17 protein-coding genes are annotated in these 16,069 nt (G+C 47.1%); 9 read left to right on the top strand and 8 right to left on the bottom strand.

Annotated elements, in window-relative coordinates; translation table 11 throughout:
- Positions 1–35 precede the first annotated feature (35 nt).
- From rpoZ to FXF61_RS12545, 3 genes are all read right to left on the bottom strand, one after another.
- A complete protein-coding gene (gene rpoZ, locus FXF61_RS12555) occupies positions 36–302 on the bottom strand; it encodes a DNA-directed RNA polymerase subunit omega (RefSeq protein ID WP_151185576.1) in 267 nt (88 codons plus the stop codon).
- A gap of 109 nt (positions 303–411) precedes the next feature.
- A complete protein-coding gene (gmk, locus tag FXF61_RS12550) occupies positions 412–1,029 on the bottom strand; it encodes a guanylate kinase (RefSeq protein ID WP_151185575.1) in 618 nt (205 codons plus the stop codon).
- A gap of 185 nt (positions 1,030–1,214) precedes the next feature.
- A complete protein-coding gene (locus FXF61_RS12545) occupies positions 1,215–1,574 on the bottom strand; it encodes a sirohydrochlorin chelatase (protein ID WP_151185574.1) in 360 nt (119 codons plus the stop codon).
- Between the two features lie 273 nt (positions 1,575–1,847).
- Here FXF61_RS12545 and FXF61_RS12540 point away from each other — a divergent pair, with 273 nt between their 5' ends.
- Positions 1,848–2,648 (top strand): thioesterase family protein, encoded by an 801-nt coding sequence (locus FXF61_RS12540; RefSeq protein ID WP_151185573.1) that lies wholly within the window; start codon positions 1,848–1,850, stop codon positions 2,646–2,648.
- Between the two features lie 135 nt (positions 2,649–2,783).
- On the opposite strand, the gene FXF61_RS12535 is transcribed toward FXF61_RS12540, so the two are convergent.
- Positions 2,784–3,305 carry a lipocalin family protein gene (locus FXF61_RS12535; protein ID WP_151185572.1) on the bottom strand — a complete coding sequence of 174 codons (522 nt, stop codon included), beginning with the start codon at positions 3,303–3,305 and terminating at the stop codon, positions 2,784–2,786.
- A 174-nt stretch (positions 3,306–3,479) separates the two neighbouring features.
- Between FXF61_RS12535 and FXF61_RS12530 the strand changes: the two genes are divergently transcribed.
- The 4 genes from FXF61_RS12530 (at position 3,480) to FXF61_RS12515 (ending at position 7,282) form a co-directional block, all read left to right on the top strand.
- On the top strand, positions 3,480–3,614 hold the full coding sequence (locus FXF61_RS12530; RefSeq protein WP_151185571.1) for a DUF2256 domain-containing protein: 135 nt from the start codon (positions 3,480–3,482) through the stop codon (positions 3,612–3,614).
- Between the two features lie 10 nt (positions 3,615–3,624).
- A complete protein-coding gene (locus FXF61_RS12525; protein WP_151185570.1) occupies positions 3,625–5,217 on the top strand; it encodes a cryptochrome/photolyase family protein in 1,593 nt (530 codons plus the stop codon).
- A gap of 3 nt (positions 5,218–5,220) precedes the next feature.
- The gene (locus FXF61_RS12520) at positions 5,221–6,687 is read left to right on the top strand and encodes a cryptochrome/deoxyribodipyrimidine photo-lyase family protein (protein ID WP_151185569.1); all 1,467 of its coding nucleotides are present in this window, start codon (positions 5,221–5,223) and stop codon (positions 6,685–6,687) included.
- Positions 6,688–6,850: 163 nt separating this feature from the next.
- The gene (locus tag FXF61_RS12515; protein WP_151185568.1) at positions 6,851–7,282 is read left to right on the top strand and encodes a PACE efflux transporter; all 432 of its coding nucleotides are present in this window, start codon (positions 6,851–6,853) and stop codon (positions 7,280–7,282) included.
- A 60-nt stretch (positions 7,283–7,342) separates the two neighbouring features.
- Here the strand turns inward: FXF61_RS12515 and FXF61_RS12510 are convergent, their stop codons facing one another.
- Positions 7,343–8,671, bottom strand: a complete 1,329-nt coding sequence (locus FXF61_RS12510; protein ID WP_151185567.1) for an ATP-binding protein — start codon at positions 8,669–8,671, stop codon at positions 7,343–7,345.
- A 402-nt stretch (positions 8,672–9,073) separates the two neighbouring features.
- On the opposite strand from FXF61_RS12510, the gene FXF61_RS12505 reads away from it, so the two are divergent.
- From FXF61_RS12505 to FXF61_RS15145, 4 genes are all read left to right on the top strand, one after another.
- On the top strand, positions 9,074–12,217 hold the full coding sequence (locus tag FXF61_RS12505) for a DUF3427 domain-containing protein (RefSeq protein ID WP_151185566.1): 3,144 nt from the start codon (positions 9,074–9,076) through the stop codon (positions 12,215–12,217).
- Entirely contained in the window at positions 12,184–12,345 is a 162-nt protein-coding gene (locus tag FXF61_RS12500; protein WP_306108660.1) for a type II toxin-antitoxin system HigB family toxin, read from the top strand. Before FXF61_RS12505 ends, FXF61_RS12500 begins: the two co-directional genes overlap by 34 nt.
- Positions 12,346–12,355: 10 nt before the next feature.
- Positions 12,356–12,739 (top strand): type II toxin-antitoxin system HigA family antitoxin, encoded by a 384-nt coding sequence (locus tag FXF61_RS15150; protein ID WP_256663424.1) that lies wholly within the window; start codon positions 12,356–12,358, stop codon positions 12,737–12,739.
- Between the two features lie 84 nt (positions 12,740–12,823).
- Positions 12,824–13,558 (top strand): ImmA/IrrE family metallo-endopeptidase, encoded by a 735-nt coding sequence (locus FXF61_RS15145; RefSeq protein ID WP_256663422.1) that lies wholly within the window; start codon positions 12,824–12,826, stop codon positions 13,556–13,558.
- Positions 13,559–13,703: 145 nt separating this feature from the next.
- On the opposite strand, the gene FXF61_RS12490 is transcribed toward FXF61_RS15145, so the two are convergent.
- The 3 genes from FXF61_RS12490 to FXF61_RS12480 all read right to left on the bottom strand — a co-directional run bounded on the left by FXF61_RS12490 (position 13,704) and on the right by FXF61_RS12480 (position 16,044).
- Complete coding sequence (locus FXF61_RS12490) at positions 13,704–15,302, bottom strand: IS66 family transposase (RefSeq protein ID WP_151183544.1); 1,599 nt, start codon at positions 15,300–15,302, stop codon at positions 13,704–13,706.
- Between the two features lie 68 nt (positions 15,303–15,370).
- Entirely contained in the window at positions 15,371–15,739 is a 369-nt protein-coding gene (tnpB, locus tag FXF61_RS12485; protein ID WP_151183545.1) for an IS66 family insertion sequence element accessory protein TnpB, read from the bottom strand.
- A complete protein-coding gene (locus FXF61_RS12480) occupies positions 15,739–16,044 on the bottom strand; it encodes an IS66 family insertion sequence element accessory protein TnpB (protein ID WP_151183546.1) in 306 nt (101 codons plus the stop codon). The genes tnpB and FXF61_RS12480 overlap by 1 nt, the downstream gene beginning before the upstream one ends.
- Between the last annotated feature and the right edge of the window lie 25 nt (positions 16,045–16,069).

The following is a 16,069-nucleotide window of genomic DNA, read 5'->3' as shown; positions in this document are numbered from 1 at the left end:
ATCCATATTCACGCAGTAAGCAAATAGCAGCCGCATTAACGTGCTTCGTTGGCGTTATCGTCAAAAGCAGCAAATAAAGGTTCTTCAGCGCTGAGCGCATCTTCTGCTGCAATCATAGCGTCGTCGACTAAGCCTGCCGCAATTTCGCGCAATGCCAAAACAGTCGGCTTATCGTTTTCAAGTGGCACTAAAGCCTCTTTACCGCCGGTGGCTAATTGACGTGAACGTTTAGTAGCCAACATCACTAAAGCAAAACGATTTTCAACGTGTTCTAGGCAATCTTCAACAGTAACGCGAGCCATAGTATTCCTCACAAAAAAACAGCGCCAAATAGGGCGCAATACACATACAGTTTAAAAAATAATGCGTGACAAAGAAAGGTGGGAACCTAACTGAATTACACAGATATGCCTATCCTAGCAGGTCGCAGAGGAGTTGTGTGTGACGTTTTTGCTGAGTGCTCAGGCGCAATTGATTCGAACGGAAAATCGCCATTAAATCTTCGAGTGCAGTGGTGAAGTCGTCATTGATAACAATGTAGTCGTATTCAACGTAGTGGCTCATTTCAGTAATCGCCTGCTGCATGCGTATTTCGATTACATCTTCAGCGTCTTGCCCGCGATTGTGTAAGCGCTGACGTAAGTCTGTATGAGTTGGCGGCAGGATAAAAATAGACTTAGCATCAGGGACTAGTTTGCGCACTTGCTGTGCACCTTGCCAGTCAATTTCCAAGATCAAGTCATAGCCTTTGGTCAAGGTTTGCTTGACCCATGAGTGTGAGGTGCCGTACAGATTGCCAAATACCTCTGCATGCTCTAAAAAATCACCTTGACCGAGCATTTCAACAAAAGCATCACGCGACGTGAAATGGTAATTTACTCCATCGACCTCACCTGGGCGCATGCTACGCGTTGTGTGTGATACCGAAACTCGCACATGCGCCATGCTATCAATCAGCGCCTTGACTAAGCTTGTTTTCCCCGCACCTGAGGGTGCTGACACAATATAAAGCGTCCCAGTAGTGGCCATGCAGTACCTATTAAAAATTCAAAACACTGTTGATAAGTATAGTACCCATTATGATGCACAAACGTGCCCAAGAAAGGTAGATCTGACACTCTAAAGCGGTGACTGATTAGCAATGAGTCAGCATATTCTAACAGCAAATGCTGTGTTGCTTCACCTGGCATCAGCAGTAGCAGTTTAGCCCTGCCTTAGCGATAGGTGCTGGAAATTAAGCTAACCATAGTGTCGGCAGCACCAATATGCGGCAGCATCGTAATGACTTTATCAGGCCATTTTTCCTGTGCGGCAGCGATTTCACGTGGAACATCGTTAACCACATGAGTGCCTGATGATAAAAAGTAGGGCAATACACTGACCTCGTGGATGCCGTTGTTAAAACACTCATCTAGAGCTGTTTCTATGGAGGGTAACGCCAGCTCTAAAAAGGCGACTTGCACCTGTTCAGCAGGCAGTTGTAAGTGCTGGGCTACTTTTTCAGCAAGCACACGAACTTCATCATTTGATGCTGCGCGGCGACTGCCGTGTGCAACGATAAGTAGCTGTTTCATAAATTTTTTCCTTAGTGTGCAGGTGTTAAAAAGTCTGCAGTTTATGTTTGCTTGGCTAAAGATATATGTGTGCTGATCAATACATATCAACAGGGCGCTGCTCATGTTGTGCTTGATTATTGGTCTACTTAAACACGCTTGCTGGTCTAAGTGCAAAGCAGGAGGCTTAGCATCATCATTGACGATATCGTTGTGATGCCTTGCGCTGCTTGTGCTTTTAAACAGTGCTACATTCAGAATCTATTTAAATGAATAACAAAAGGTTCGCCTATTATGAGTGCCTATTATCAATTTATCGATAGAAAAACAGATGCAAAAGGTGTTGTGACTGCTACCTATCGCTCTACGATACACGCGCAAGGCGCTTGGAATCCGCATGAGCAGCATATGGCACCGGCCAGCGGCATCATCGCCGCAGAGTTAGAATGCTTTCAACCCCGCGATGACGTGCGTATCGGCCGCATTAGTTATGATATTTATGGGTTGATTGCAGCCGGTGAGTTCACCATTACTACACGCGTTATTCGCCCAGGTAAAACTATCGAGTTGCTTGAGTCAGATATGCACTCCAATGGTAGAACCTGCATTGTCGCAAGGGCTTGGCGCATGGGTATCCAAAACAGCTCCGAAGTTGCAGCCTTAGAAGACGGCACTATTGCCCATCCAGATACGCTAGCCAATTGGGACGGCATGGCCTGTTGGCCCGGTGGCTATATTCAGAGTATTGAGGTTAAAGCTGATGACAATCGCCGCGCTGGCAAAGGTATTGTCTGGCTTAACAACCAAAAAGACATGGTAGAAAACCAGCCGACCAGTGATTTTGTGCATTTAATGGGCATGGTCGATACCGCCAATGGTGTTGTGCCCCGTCAAGGCTCTGACTTTATTTGGGCTTTTCCAAATTTAGATTTACAAATTCACCTGCACCGTTATCCAGCAGGTCGCTGGCTTGGTTTAGACGCTGTACAGCAGTTCGGTAGTGATGGAATTGGTTTGACCAGCGCTATTTTGCACGATGAGCACGGTCCTTTTGGCCGCAGTGAGCAGATTTTAACGCTTCGAAAGCTTGGCTGAGTTTATTTGTCAGGCTTTAATTTATTTAAGTTAGGCTGTGTTCACTGTGGGTTTTAGTCTTGTTCTTACAGTTTTAATGTTGTAAGAACAAGGCTGTTAGTGTGGTTATTAGCGCTTAAAAACTGTGCTGCGCGCTCAGTTTCGGTGCATGGATTGATCTACAAAAATCAACTGATCTGTAGCAAAACCCAGCTCGGTTATACGTTGCAGCAAACGTTGCTGATGGTCGTGCTGTAAAGTTGGCGTTCTAGATAACAACCAAAGATACGACCTGTTGTGGCTCGTCACCAGCGCATGCTCATAGTCATCACCTAAATCAAAAACAATATAGGCACCGTAAAACGGCCCGAAAAACGATACTTTTAAGTAGCCTGTCTGCTTGTCTTCAACAAAATAAGCTTTGCCTTCAGCCTCTGCCCATTGTTGCTCAGTTTCTTTAAAGCCACGGTTGATCACCTTGATGCCGCCATCCTCACGCAGACTGTAGTCAGCGGTAACCTGCTGCATACCGCGTTCGAACGAATGATCTAAGCGCGCAATCTCATACCAAGTACCTAGGTAGCGCTCGCTCTGAAAATTTTTAACCGGATCAATACCCTCAGGCACAGAGACGCAGCCTGTAAGTAATACGATTAAGCCAATCATTAAATAGCGCATGTGCTGTTACTCCTCGGAAGTTTCAGCTGTTAAGTCAGCTAAGTCTATTAATGCTTATACAAATAGAGGTGGTGTATAAGAATAAACCTGTGCATCATAGTCAAATGTATAGGTATTTGCAGCGATTGGCGACTGCTTGGTTGAGTGACTGTGTTTTGATTTGCAGGTTTGTTAATGAATAAAGCCCATCTACCGCAAAAGATCTGCCCTGTTTGCCAGCGCCCATTTAGCTGGCGCAAAAAATGGGAAAAAGATTGGCCACAGGTTAAATACTGCTCCAAACGCTGTGCCGGTCAGCGCTCAAAATAAGGTGCCTCGTATGACGCAAAGTTACCAACGCTTGCGCTTGATTTTGGGTGACCAACTCAATGCCAGCCACTCTTGGTTTAAAGACAAAGATCCAGACACGCTGTATGTGCTTGCTGAGCTGCAGCAAGAAACCAACTATGTTGTGCACCATGTGCAAAAAGTTTGTGCATTTTTTGCCGCCATGCAGCAGTTTGCTGAGGCATTGCATACGGCTGGCTATAATGTCTTACATCTAAATTTAGATGACACCCAGACATTTGCCGACTTGCCGCAGTTGCTTGAGCATTTATTTGCCACGTATCAGATTCAACACTTTGAATACCAATTACCCGATGAATATCGCCTGCGCCAGCAATTAGCGCAGTTCAGTGCTGGTCTTGTGATAAATAGCCGCAGCGCAAGCACTGAACATTTTTATTTAGATGATCATGAGCTGTCTAAGTGTTTTACCCGCGGTAAACAGCACCGTATGGAAGCCTTTTACCGCAATATGCGCAAGCGTTTTAATATTTTAATGCAGGACGATCAGCCCGAAGGCGGGCAGTGGAACTTTGATGCCAATAACCGCAATAAGCTGAAAGCCAGCGATCTGCCCAACGTGCCCAAGCCGCTGCTGTTTAGTAATGATGTCGGTGAGATTCTAGCGCGCCTTGAGCGCCATTCGATTAAAACGATGGGGCGCGCTGAGGCGAGCTTAGTCTGGCCAGTGAATCGCCAGCAAGCCAAAGAGCTGCTCGATTATTTTTGCCGCTATTGCCTGCCCAGCTTTGGCACTTTTCAAGATGCCATGACCAGTCAGCTGGCACAGCCTGGTAATAACCGCCAGTGGAGTTTGTACCATTCACGTTTGTCGTTTGCCTTAAACAGCAAAATCATCAGCCCGAAACTGGTGGTGGATACAGTGCTGGCGCATTACCGTGCGCAAAAAGAGCAGCTGCTCAGCGCTGAGCCAGCGATTGAGATTGCCCAAGTGGAGGGCTTTATTCGGCAGATTCTCGGCTGGCGCGAATTTGTCCGTGGCCTGTATTGGGTCAATATGCCGGAGTACGCCAGCCTTAATGCGCTGTCAGCCACGCGTGCGCTGCCTTCGTGGTTTTGGACAGGTAAAACCAAGATGAATTGCATGCGCCACGCCATTGAGCAATCATTGGACTATGCCTACGCACATCATATCCAGCGCCTGATGATTACCGGTAATTTTTGTTTGCTGGCGGGCATTGATCCGGATGATGTCGATGCTTGGTATTTAGGTATTTATATTGATGCTCTGGAATGGGTGGAAATGCCCAATACCCGTGGCATGAGCCAGTTTGCCGATGGTGGCATTGTTGGCTCCAAAGCCTATGCCGCCAGCGGTAATTATGTGAAAAAGATGAGCGACTATTGCGCTGATTGTCAGTATAAAGTTGCGAAAACTACTGAGGTTGACGCCTGTCCGCTCAATGCCTTGTATTGGCACTTTATGCACCAGCAACAGCAGGCGCTGGGTAACAACCCAAGAAATGCCATGGTCTATGCCAACTGGCGCAAAAAATCAGCTGAACAACAGCACGCCGTTTTAACACGCGCTGAACATTGCCTCACGCACATCGAGCAACTGTAAAACATGGCGATTGCGGTGCTGTGGCTCAAGCGTGATCTACGTTTAACCGATCACCAGCCTTTGCTGGAGGCTGCGGCCAGTGGCTTGCCGGTGTTGCTGCTGTATTGTTTTGAGCCCATGCTGCTCAATGATCCACATTACTCGGCGCGCCATTGGCGTTTTGTGCGCGAATCCTTGCAAGACATTCAGCAGCGTGTGCCGCGCGGCAGTTTGTATGTGATCAAACAGGATATTTTGGCGACGCTTGAGCACTTGCATCAGCGCTTTACCATTGCCCAGCTGTTTTCTCACCAAGAAGTCGGTTTAGACAACACCTTTGCCCGTGATAAAGCGGTGCAGCGGTGGTGTGATGCGCACGCTGTGGATTGGTACGAAGCGCCCTATGCCGCCGTGGTGCGTGGTTTAAAGCAGCGTGATAATTGGGATACACACTGGCAGAAAATCATGCGTGCGCCGTTGGCTGAGGTTGATGTAGCACAGGTTACTTGGTTTACTGCTGCGACTGAGTTGGCCAACTTTAAATGCGTGACGGATTACCCCGCCACACGAACTGTGGCTTTTCAACAAGGTGGTGAGCAGGCCGCGCGGCAGAGCTTGGCGTCGTTTTTTCAGACGCGCGGCAAACGCTATTCATCGTCTATTTCCAGTCCTGAGCTGAGCCAAGTGCATTGCTCACGGCTGTCAGCCTATTTGGCCTGGGGTAATCTCAGCGTGCGCCAGGTGTATCAGGAACTGTTAAGCCACTGGAAAACACTGGGTTGGAAGCGCAGCCTGATTGCCTTTAGCGCACGCTTGCATTGGCATTGCCACTTTATTCAAAAATTCGAAAGCCAAAGTGATATGCAGTTTTATCCGGTTAACAGTGGCTATGATCTGTTGCCGCGCGTCACCGGTGAACTGGCCGAGCAGCGCTTGCAAGCCTGGGAGCAGGGCAATACCGGTATTCCGATGGTGGACGCCTGCATGCGCAGTTTGCAGCGCACGGGGTATTTGAATTTTCGTATGCGCGCTATGTTGGTCAGTTTTTTATGCCATCACCTTGAAGTGGATTGGCGCTATGGCGTGCAACATTTGGCGCGTTTGTTTTTAGACTTTGAACCGGGTATCCACTTTGCTCAATTTCAGATGCAGGCAGGGGTGACTGGCATCAACACCATCCGCATCTACAACCCCGTTAAACAAGGCGAAGAAAAAGACCCAGACGGTCGCTTTGTTAAACAATGGGTTCCAGAATTGGCCAATATCCCCGCGCCGCTGGTGCATACGCCGTGGTTGTTATCGCCTATGGAATGCTTGATGTACGGCGTTGAACTGGGTGTGGATTATCCACAGCCCATTGTTGATCTCAAGGAGAGCTACGCTCAAGCGCAAGCGTTACTCTGGAGCTGGCGCGACAAGCCTGAGGTGAAGCGTGAGAACCATCGGCTGCTTAGGCGTCATGTGCGTTTGTCCGCTGCGGGTAAGGCTTAAGAGGGCGCTCTGCTTTTGTTCAATATTTGGCGTAAACTGGCGCGCTGTGCAGGTGGAAACCGTGACTTGCACTGGAGGCGCTGCCCTCTGATGCTCTTATCGACCGGGACGGGCCGGCTCTTGTTGTAATAAAAGAGCCTTACCAGGCTCTGTGGAGTTTGCCTTGATCACATTAAGCCCCCTGAAACGCCGTCTTGTGTATGTCACCCTTTTTGAAGTGCTCGGCATTGTATTCGCAACCCTCGTGCTGATGGCGCTGAGCGGCAGCCAAGCACAAGAATCACTGCCGGTCGCTATTATCGTTTCAACTGCGGCGGTGATCTGGAATTTTATTTACAACACCCTGTTTGAAGCCTGGGAGTCACGCAGCAAAATAACAGTGCGTACCCTCAAAATTCGCGTGATCCATGCCACGGGGTTTGAAGGCGGTTTGTTTTTGTTTTGTCTACCGGTGTACATGCTGTGGTACGGGGTGGGCATAGGGCAAGCCTTGGTCATGGAATCTGCTTTGTTGCTGTTTTTCTTGGTGTATACCTTTGTGTTTACCTTGCTGTTTGATCAAATATTTGCCTTGCAGCATTTGAGTAAGAAGTAGCGCAAAGGCCTCGGCTGGTACAGCGTGAGGCATGTATGCTGAGCACACTTTAAAGGCGACTCAAGGCTGCGGTTTTAAATGTTGACTGATCACATACTCGCTGTAGTAAAGAGGCAATACTATGTGTTCCTGCTCCAGTATTGAGGAGCCTTGAGTGCCTGTCAGCTTAATGGTTTTATGCGGCGCGCACTTATTGATATAAGAACTCAGTGATTTTGCTCGCGTGCGCTTACCGCTTTTGACTTCAATCGGAATAACCCTGCCGGCATCATCGCTGATAATAAATTCGATTTCAGCGCGCGCGTCTGTCCATGAAAACGTTGGATCTAGTCCCTGCGCAACAAACTCTTGCTGAACAAAGTTTTCTGCCACAAAGCCTTTGTATTCGTAGCCTTGCTGCTTAATTTCTTTATAGCCTAGCCCCAGCATGTGGTTGAGTAGGCCGACGTCAAATAGAAATAATTTTACGGCATTGTCTTTTTTGTAAGCGGCCAGTGGGCTACGCGGTGTGCCTGTAATTGGGTGGTTTTTTAAGACTAAACGGCATTTTTCGAGCCAAGTTATCGCACTTTCTAGCTCGCTATAACGCGCTTTGCGTTCATGCACAGCTTTGAATTTAAAGCGCTTGACTGAGTCATCCATAACAGCGAAAAGCTGCGCAGGCACATTGCTAAATACCGACTCAATAAGGCCTGCATCAACTTTGCCAGAGTACTTACCAAAGTCACGTAAATAACCAGCAACCAAGTCGCTCTGGATTTTTGTAACGGCGGCAACACGCTCAATAATATTGTGCTCTGCCAGACTAAACCAGGTGCTGACTGCTTCAGGCATGCCACCGGTAAAATAGTAGTCTGTGAGCTTATCGAATAGCTTACTGTGCGCTGCTGCAGAGTTCACCTGATTTTCAAAAGCTTTAAGCAGCGCAGGCTCATTGGCGGCAGTAAGAAACTCTCGAAAGGTCAGTGGGCGCAGATTGTGTTGCTCTACTTTACCCACAGGAAATGAGTCGAGTAGCCCAATATTTGAACCGCTGGCAACGACATACATCTGCGGTGCTCGCTCAGCAAAATACTTGAGCGCTGTTACGGCACGTTGGCATTCACCAATCTCATCTAGGATCAGTAAATCTGTCTCTGGGTTAAATACTTGGCCAGTTAAAAGTTCGAGATTGCTAATGATATCTTTTGGCGTGAGCGAGCCGGCGAATGCTTCTGCGATATCGGGCGACTCTAAAAAGTCGACTCGCAAAACGTTCTTAAAGGTTGAGCCAAATAACTGTTTTAGCAAATAGGTTTTGCCGGTTTGCCGTGCACCATCAATCAGCAGTGGCTTGCGCTCGCTTTGATGCTTCCAAGCCAGCAGTGTTTCAAGTAGGAGTCTCTGCATGGGTTGCCTCGTAAAAAGCTTAATGCAAAGATTATTACACTTTTATGCGCGTAAAAGTGTGTTTTATTGCATTTTTATGCGCATAAAAGTGTGGCTCAGTCCAGTTTTAGGTTTTAAGTACGTCCAGCTATGACATACCGGGTACTGTATTTATCTAAAATTGGCGATATATGTCATATAAATGAATGCTCTGTTGGTCAGAGCCTCAATGCATAAGTTGATTAGAGAGATTATTCGGCTCATAGAATGAGCCAAAAGATAGAGTCAATTGGCTCAGGGGCAAGATGCGTTGGATCACATGAAGAGTGGTTTGTTGGAGTATTGATAACGTTGTCTAGCACACAAGACAGTCCTCGCAGCAAAACGTATAGTTGGGCAGCACACTACACTTAGGATTCAGGCATGCAGCAAATAGGGATTTATGAGCAGCTGATTACCCAGTTGGTTGAGTCACGTTTAAATCGCGATACGTTTTATGTCGGCGAGCGCAGCTTAGAGCCGGCTGAGGCTGCAGTCTGGCTGTCGCGTTTTTTAAGCGGCATTCTAGAGTTTGCCGTGGGCTCAGTGGCCAGTGGTGATAACCAACTGCAAGAGCAAATTAATCTAGCCAACCAACTGCTGTTGTGGCTCAAAGCGCAGATGGACGATAAAGATTTTTTTGATGAAAACTTGCTCGATAGCCAAGGAAGAATCTTAACCGCTTTATATACGCTGGAAAATCCTGTCGCGGCTGACCTAAAGAAATATGTGGACGATATTTTCCCACTGACTGGTCTCACTCAAAGTGAGCTGTTTTGTGGCAGTAATGCCGGTTTATCCTTAGAAAGTGAGTTGAAACGTGAAATCCTCTCATCCGATAAGATTTATTGGTTGGTGTCTTTTATTAAGTGGACCGGTATTCGTATTTTCCGTAAGGAACTGGAAGAGTTTGCTCGTAGTGGCCGACAATTAAAGGTAATCACCACCTCCTATATGGGTGCGACTGACGCCAAAGCAGTTGAGTTTTTAGCATCGCTGCCCAATACCGAAGTCAAGCTCAGCTACAACACTCAACGTGAGCGGCTGCATGCCAAGAGCTATTTGTTCTTGCGCAATAGCGGCTTTCATACTGGCTATATTGGTTCCTCGAATTTATCGCATTCTGCGCTAACTAGTGGCTTGGAGTGGAACCTTAAAATTACTTCGCAAGAAATTCCGCATATCATTGATAAGTCGCTGAGTACCTTTGAGACCTATTGGGCGTCGAACGATTTTGAAGTCTTTGATGGTGAAGCCGACAGCAAGACCAAGCTCAACACAGCGCTACGTGAGGCTCGTGGTGGTAGTTCTGACACAGCAGTCTATTTCTTTGATTTAAAACCTTTCCCGCATCAGCAGGAGATTTTAGAGCAGCTGGCGGTTGAGCGCGATTTGCATCAGCGTTTCCGCAATCTAGTAGTGGCGGCAACAGGGACGGGTAAAACTCTAATTTCAGCGTTTGATTTCGCTCGTTTTTTACGCAGCAAACCCGGTGCTACGTTTCTTTTTGTTGCCCATCGCCAAGAGATTCTCAGACAAGCGCAAGCTGCCTTCCGTGCAGTGTTGCGTAACAGTAATTTTGGTGAGCTTTGGGTGGGTGGCGAGCAGCCGGAGCACTATCGCCAGTTGTTTGCTTCGATTCAAACGCTGAATAATCAATTGGCTGACTTGTCTTTATCGCCTGATTATTACGATTACATTGTGATTGATGAGGTGCACCACATTGCGGCGGCCAGTTATCGTGCTGTGCTGGAGCATTTTAGCCCGAGGATACTGCTGGGTTTAACTGCAACGCCAGAGCGTCACGATGGCAGTGATATTTTGGCGGACTTTGGCGGTGTGATTGCTGCGGAAATTCGTCTTCCAGAAGCCATTAACCGACGCCATTTGTGCCCGTTTCAATACTTTGCCATTGATGATGATACCGACCTGCGCAACATTCCTTGGAGTCGTGGTCGTTATGACATTGCCCAATTGACTAATCTGTATACGCACAACCACACGCGAGTAAATAAAATCCTGCACAGCCTGCAGGAAATTGTCACTGATATTGGCCGTATTAAAGCCTTAGCGTTCTGCGTCAGTCGTGCGCATGCTGATTTTATGTGTCAGCAGTTTGTGCTTAAAGGCATTAAAAGTGATGTGCTAACCAGTGATAACAGTCATGAACGTCAGCAAAAACAACAGGCGTTACGTTCGGGGCAAATCAATGTGTTGTGTGTGGTGGATATTTTTAACGAAGGCGTGGATATCCCTGAAGTGGATACGTTGTTGTTTTTGCGTCCGACGGAAAGCCTGACCATCTTTTTGCAACAGCTAGGGCGTGGTTTGCGCTTATTTGATGGTAAAGAGTGCTGCACGGTTTTAGACTTTGTCGGTAACTCGCGTCCTGAGTATGACTTTGCTGAGAAATTTAGAGCATTAGTTGGCAAAACCAATCGTGCGATCAGTGATGAGATTAAACAGGGTTTCCCGCATGCGCCCTTAGGTTGTCGCATTGAACTGACGAAGCGCACGCAAGAGATGGTGCTGAGTAATATCCGCCAAGCAACGGTGAATTTAAACCGTTTAATTGGGCTGATTCGCAAGTTTCCATCGGACTCAAACCTACCGCTAACCTTGCCGAACTTCTTAAAAATACATCCGAATTTAAAGCTAGAGGACATTTACAAGCGAGGCAGTTGGTCAAGCTTAGTCGCTCAGGCGAATGCGAGCGAGGTGATGGAGAAAGGCAATGAGAGCCTTTTTGCAGTCTATGAGCGTGCGATTAAAAACAAGTTATTGAGCTGCGATTGTTTTGATTATCTGCAGTTTCTGCGTGAGTTGGCTATCAATAATTTCAGCATGACTGAGCACATAAATCTGCGTATGGCTGTGATGTGCCATTACGATTTCTGGCAAAAGCCCGGCCCTGAACTTGGTTATGTATCACTGGCGCACAGTCTTAAAGCACTTAATCATCCGCTGCTAAAAATAGAGCTGATCGATGTGCTGGATTTGTTGATTAATCGTATTCGTTATGAGCAATTCCCATTAACCAACTTACCGCTCAATCCACTGAAGGTGCATGCGCGTTACACGCGGGAGCAAATCGTAGCGGGCTTTGGTGTGACAACATTTGATTACTACAGGATGGTTCTTGAAGGTGTTTTGCCTATCAAAGAACAAAATATCGACGTGTTTTTTGTTACCTTAAATAAAAATGAAAAACAGTTTTCACCGACCACCATGTATCACGATTATGCGATTAATGAGCAGTTGTTTCATTGGCAGTCGCAAAATAGCTCTAGGCCAGAACGGGGTGCTGGGTTGAGCTATATTCAGCACCAGCAAATGGGCAAGCGTTTGTTCTTATTTGTACGTGAGCAGAGTAAAGATGAATATGGTGCGACCATGGGTTTTGTGAATTTTGGTGAGGTGGATTACGTATCGCATCAAGGTAGCCAGCCGATGAGCATCACTTGGCAGTTACATACACCAATGCCGCATTTTATGTGGAAGCAGGCGGCGAAGTTGGCGGTGGGGTGATATGCAAGAGCTGCAGCTTTATCAAAGGCAACCATTATAGGTTAGTTGTAAGGGTTAGGTATCAAAACGGTATTGCTGTTGTTGAGTGGGTCGGAACTCACGCCGAGTATGACAAGCAACGCTTTTAGGAGGGGGACTATGAGCCACATTAAATTAATTAAGTCAGCGCAAGATCATGAGTTAGCAATGGCGCGATTAATGTCATTGATGGACTTAGACCCACAGCCAAACACCGCTGAAGCCGATGAGATGGATGTATTAGCACTGCTGATTGAAAAGTACGAGGATGAACAGTTTCCTATTGATACGCCAGATCCTATTGAGGCTATTAGGTTTCGAATGGAGCAGCAGGGGTTGAAAAATAAAGATCTTGTGCCGTTTATTGGCTCTGCATCCAAGGTGTCAGAGGTGTTAAACGGCACTCGCAATCTCAGCATAAATATGATTCGCAAACTCAGTGAAGGGCTGGGTATCTCGGCGGAAATTTTAATCCAAGCACCCTCACAAAAGCATGCTGTGTAAAAAGATATTGATTGGGGTGCGTTTCCTTTATCGGAGATGCGCAAGCGAGGATATTTTGAAGGCTTTAGTGGCTCGCTACCAGAGTTGAAAGAGTATGCCGCAGAGAAACTTACTGATTTTATTGGCTCTGTAAAGTCAGGCTTTGACCTTCAGCCTGCAATGCTGAGGTCTTCTGCGCACCTACGCTCTAATAATAAAGAGACTGACCTTTACGCATTATGGGCTTGGCAGGTCAGGATATTGAAACAAGCAGCAGAGCAAAAATTGCCTTGTAACTATAAGCCTAATACTGTTTGTTTAGAATGGATGCAGAAAGTTGCTAGGTTGTCGTGGCTTGAGTCTGGACCCTTATTAGCTGTCGAGTTCTTGGGTAAGTCAGGAATTCATGTGGTGATTGAACCGCATCTGCCAAAGACTTATTTAGACGGTGCTGTGTGTATCAGTAGTGATGGAAACCCAATAATTGCGCTAAGTTTACGACACAATCGCGCAGACAGTTTTTGGTTTTCACTGATGCATGAGCTTGCTCATATCGCTCTACATTTAGATGGCAATGAGGTTTGGTATCTTGATGATTTTGATGTGCAAGGTGCTGATGAAATCGAGCAACAAGCTGATGCTATGGCTCAAGAAGCACTGATACCAAGCAACGTATGGGAAAATAACATGCCTATTAGCACGCAAAATGTGCGAGAGCTTGCTAAAGAATTGCAGATTTCACCCTGTATCGTGGCGGGTCGACTTCGCTTTGAGAGTGGAGATCACAAAAAGTTTGGTACTTTATTTCGCGATAAAATAAGCCATCATTTCTCACTTTAAGGCTTATTAGCTACAAAATACAAACACAGGTCGCCTAGGGCACTTGGATTTGCACAGCCTTAGCCAACGTCTAGGGTCGTAAGAATGACTTTCCGTTTCTGTGTAAGCGCCCTTAAATCAGCACCCCAGTAAACGGGCGCTTAGCTTAACCCAGTTCCACGTTCCAAGGCAGCAGAGCTTCGAGCTTTTCTAATGTGTCAGCCTCGCCAATGTGGTCAAGGATATGCTTGATGTAGCCTTGTGGATCGATGCTATTTGCTTTGGCGGTTTCTATCAGTGAGTAACAAGCAGCGCTGGCTTCTGCGCCTTTACGAGTGTCGGCAAATAACCAGTTCTTACGGCCAATGGCGAAGGGTCGGATGGCATTTTCTGCCAAGGCGTTGCTGATCTTAAGATCGCCGCGCTCACAATAGCCCACCAGGTATTGCCACTGGTTTAAGGTGTAGTCGATGGCTTTTCTCAGAGCGCCGCCTTTCATGATTTTTGCAGCGTTCTTCTCAAGCCACAACTTAAATTCATTCAGCACTGGCACGCTGATTTCTTGTCGCGCCTTTAAACGCTCGTCGTCGGTTTTATCGGCAATACTGCTCTCTACACGATAGAGTTTGCGGATATAGCCCAGCGCTACATCGGTTTTATTCACTGTGCCTTTCTTGGCTTTAGCTTTAGAATCAGCGCTTTTATCGGCCTCAACAAATTTACGTCGTGCGTGATCCCAGCAGCCAATGCGCGTAATCGAATTGGCTTTGCAGACCGTGCTATAACCAGAATAGCCATCGGCTTGCAGCACGCCTTCAAAATCATCCAGCAAGCGCACAGCCACACTGCCTGCACGTGAAGGATCGTATTCAAAAAGAACACTCTGTTTTTCGGGCGGTCCGCCACGGATAACCCACATCCATTTATCCGATTGTGCTGTTTTACCGTCTTCTTTCAGCACCTGCAGACGGGTTTCATCCGCTTGCAAGTAATTACCGCTGTTTTGCACCTCGCGCATTAAGTGCAACAGAGGCTTGGCTTCGTCAGCAAAGCGTATGCACCATTGCGCCATGTTATTGCGATAAATCGGCTGGCCCAAGCCTTTAAATTTACTCTCTTGGCGATATAACGGCATACCGTATTGGTATTTGTCGGCAATCACATGGGCAATCAGCGAAGTGGTCACCGAGCACTTACCAAAGGGGTGCACTGGTCGCTGCGCAGCTACGATCTGTTCTTCTGATGCGTTGTTTTCAGAGGGAAACACGGCTTTTTCTTGCCAGTGCTCCAGCACTTTGAGTTGCGCTGGAATGTAGTGCAGCTCTTCTTTTACTTTAGTGAAGAAGGTTTTACTAGCGCCGGCTTTTTCTAGTTCAGTGAGCTTATGTTCAATGCGCTCACGCACAAGGCTTGCAGAAAAACCACGCTTGCGTGTCTGGCGCTCTTTGCGTTGCTGGGCAATGCCTTCGCCCTCATCTGGCAATTCAGGCAGGGACTCAAACAGCTCATCGAGTTGGGCTTCGAGCTCGATTTCATCAAAGAGGTTGAGCTGAAATTTAGATTTTTCACTGCTGGCACTGAATTTCTGTGTTTTCAGCAGACGGTTCATTTCTTCCAGCAGTTCAATACGGCGATGGGCATCTTGCAAAGCAGTGTTCTGCTCATCAATAACAGCTTGAAACTGTGCCACAACCAAACGCAATTCAGCGGCACTAAGGCCGCTTAAATCTGGGGTTTTAATGGTCGGTTTGGGCTGTTTTTTCATGCCGAAATTATAGCAAAACCCGCCACCAAAAGCACCCTTAAAAGCAGCTAAAACCCAGTGAAATCAGGCTAGCCAAGGCTGTTGTAGTGCAGTTTTTTATGGCCTTTAAAGAGGCTGATATCGTAACCATCCAGCAGCCAATTTATTTGCTCGCCCGTTAAGGCTAACAGCTCATCGGCAGGCCTAGGCCACTTGAATTTTTCCTCGGCCAGCGCCTTGTAGTACATGACAAAACCATTGTCTTCCCACATCACGCATTTGATTTTGTTGCGCTGGCGATTGGTAAAGGCATATAACGCACCGCTGAACGGGTTATGACCAAGCTCTTGCTCAACCAGCAAAGCCAAGCCATTGGCTTGCTTCCTAAAATCCACCGGCGCACGGTACAGATAAATTTCCGGCATCTGCTTGGCTGGCCGTAAATAACGCACCTTCATTACAACTGCCTCAGCATCGCCAGCACTACATCGAGATTACCTGCATTCACTCCAGAAAAACTTATGCCGCTGGGCAGATGAACACCCAACCCATCAGCACTGCTAGTCGAGGTCGCTAGCTGCGTAACCTGAGCAAAACCAGCAGACTTTGCAACCGCGTCTACCGGCTGAAACTTTCTACGCCAATAATTAAATTGTGCATAATTCAAATCATGCTGTTTGCAAAACGCAGCACCGGATAAATCCGATGCTTGCCAGGCATCAATATGTTGCTGCCAAAACTGCTGACGTTCTTGTGATGTCATCGCTAATACCTCTTTGAAAAAGACA

Source organism: Pseudomonas sp. C27(2019) (assembly GCF_008807395.1).
Taxonomy (GTDB): Bacteria; Pseudomonadota; Gammaproteobacteria; order Pseudomonadales; family Pseudomonadaceae; genus Denitrificimonas.
This window is presented reverse-complemented; position numbering and strand designations above follow the sequence as displayed.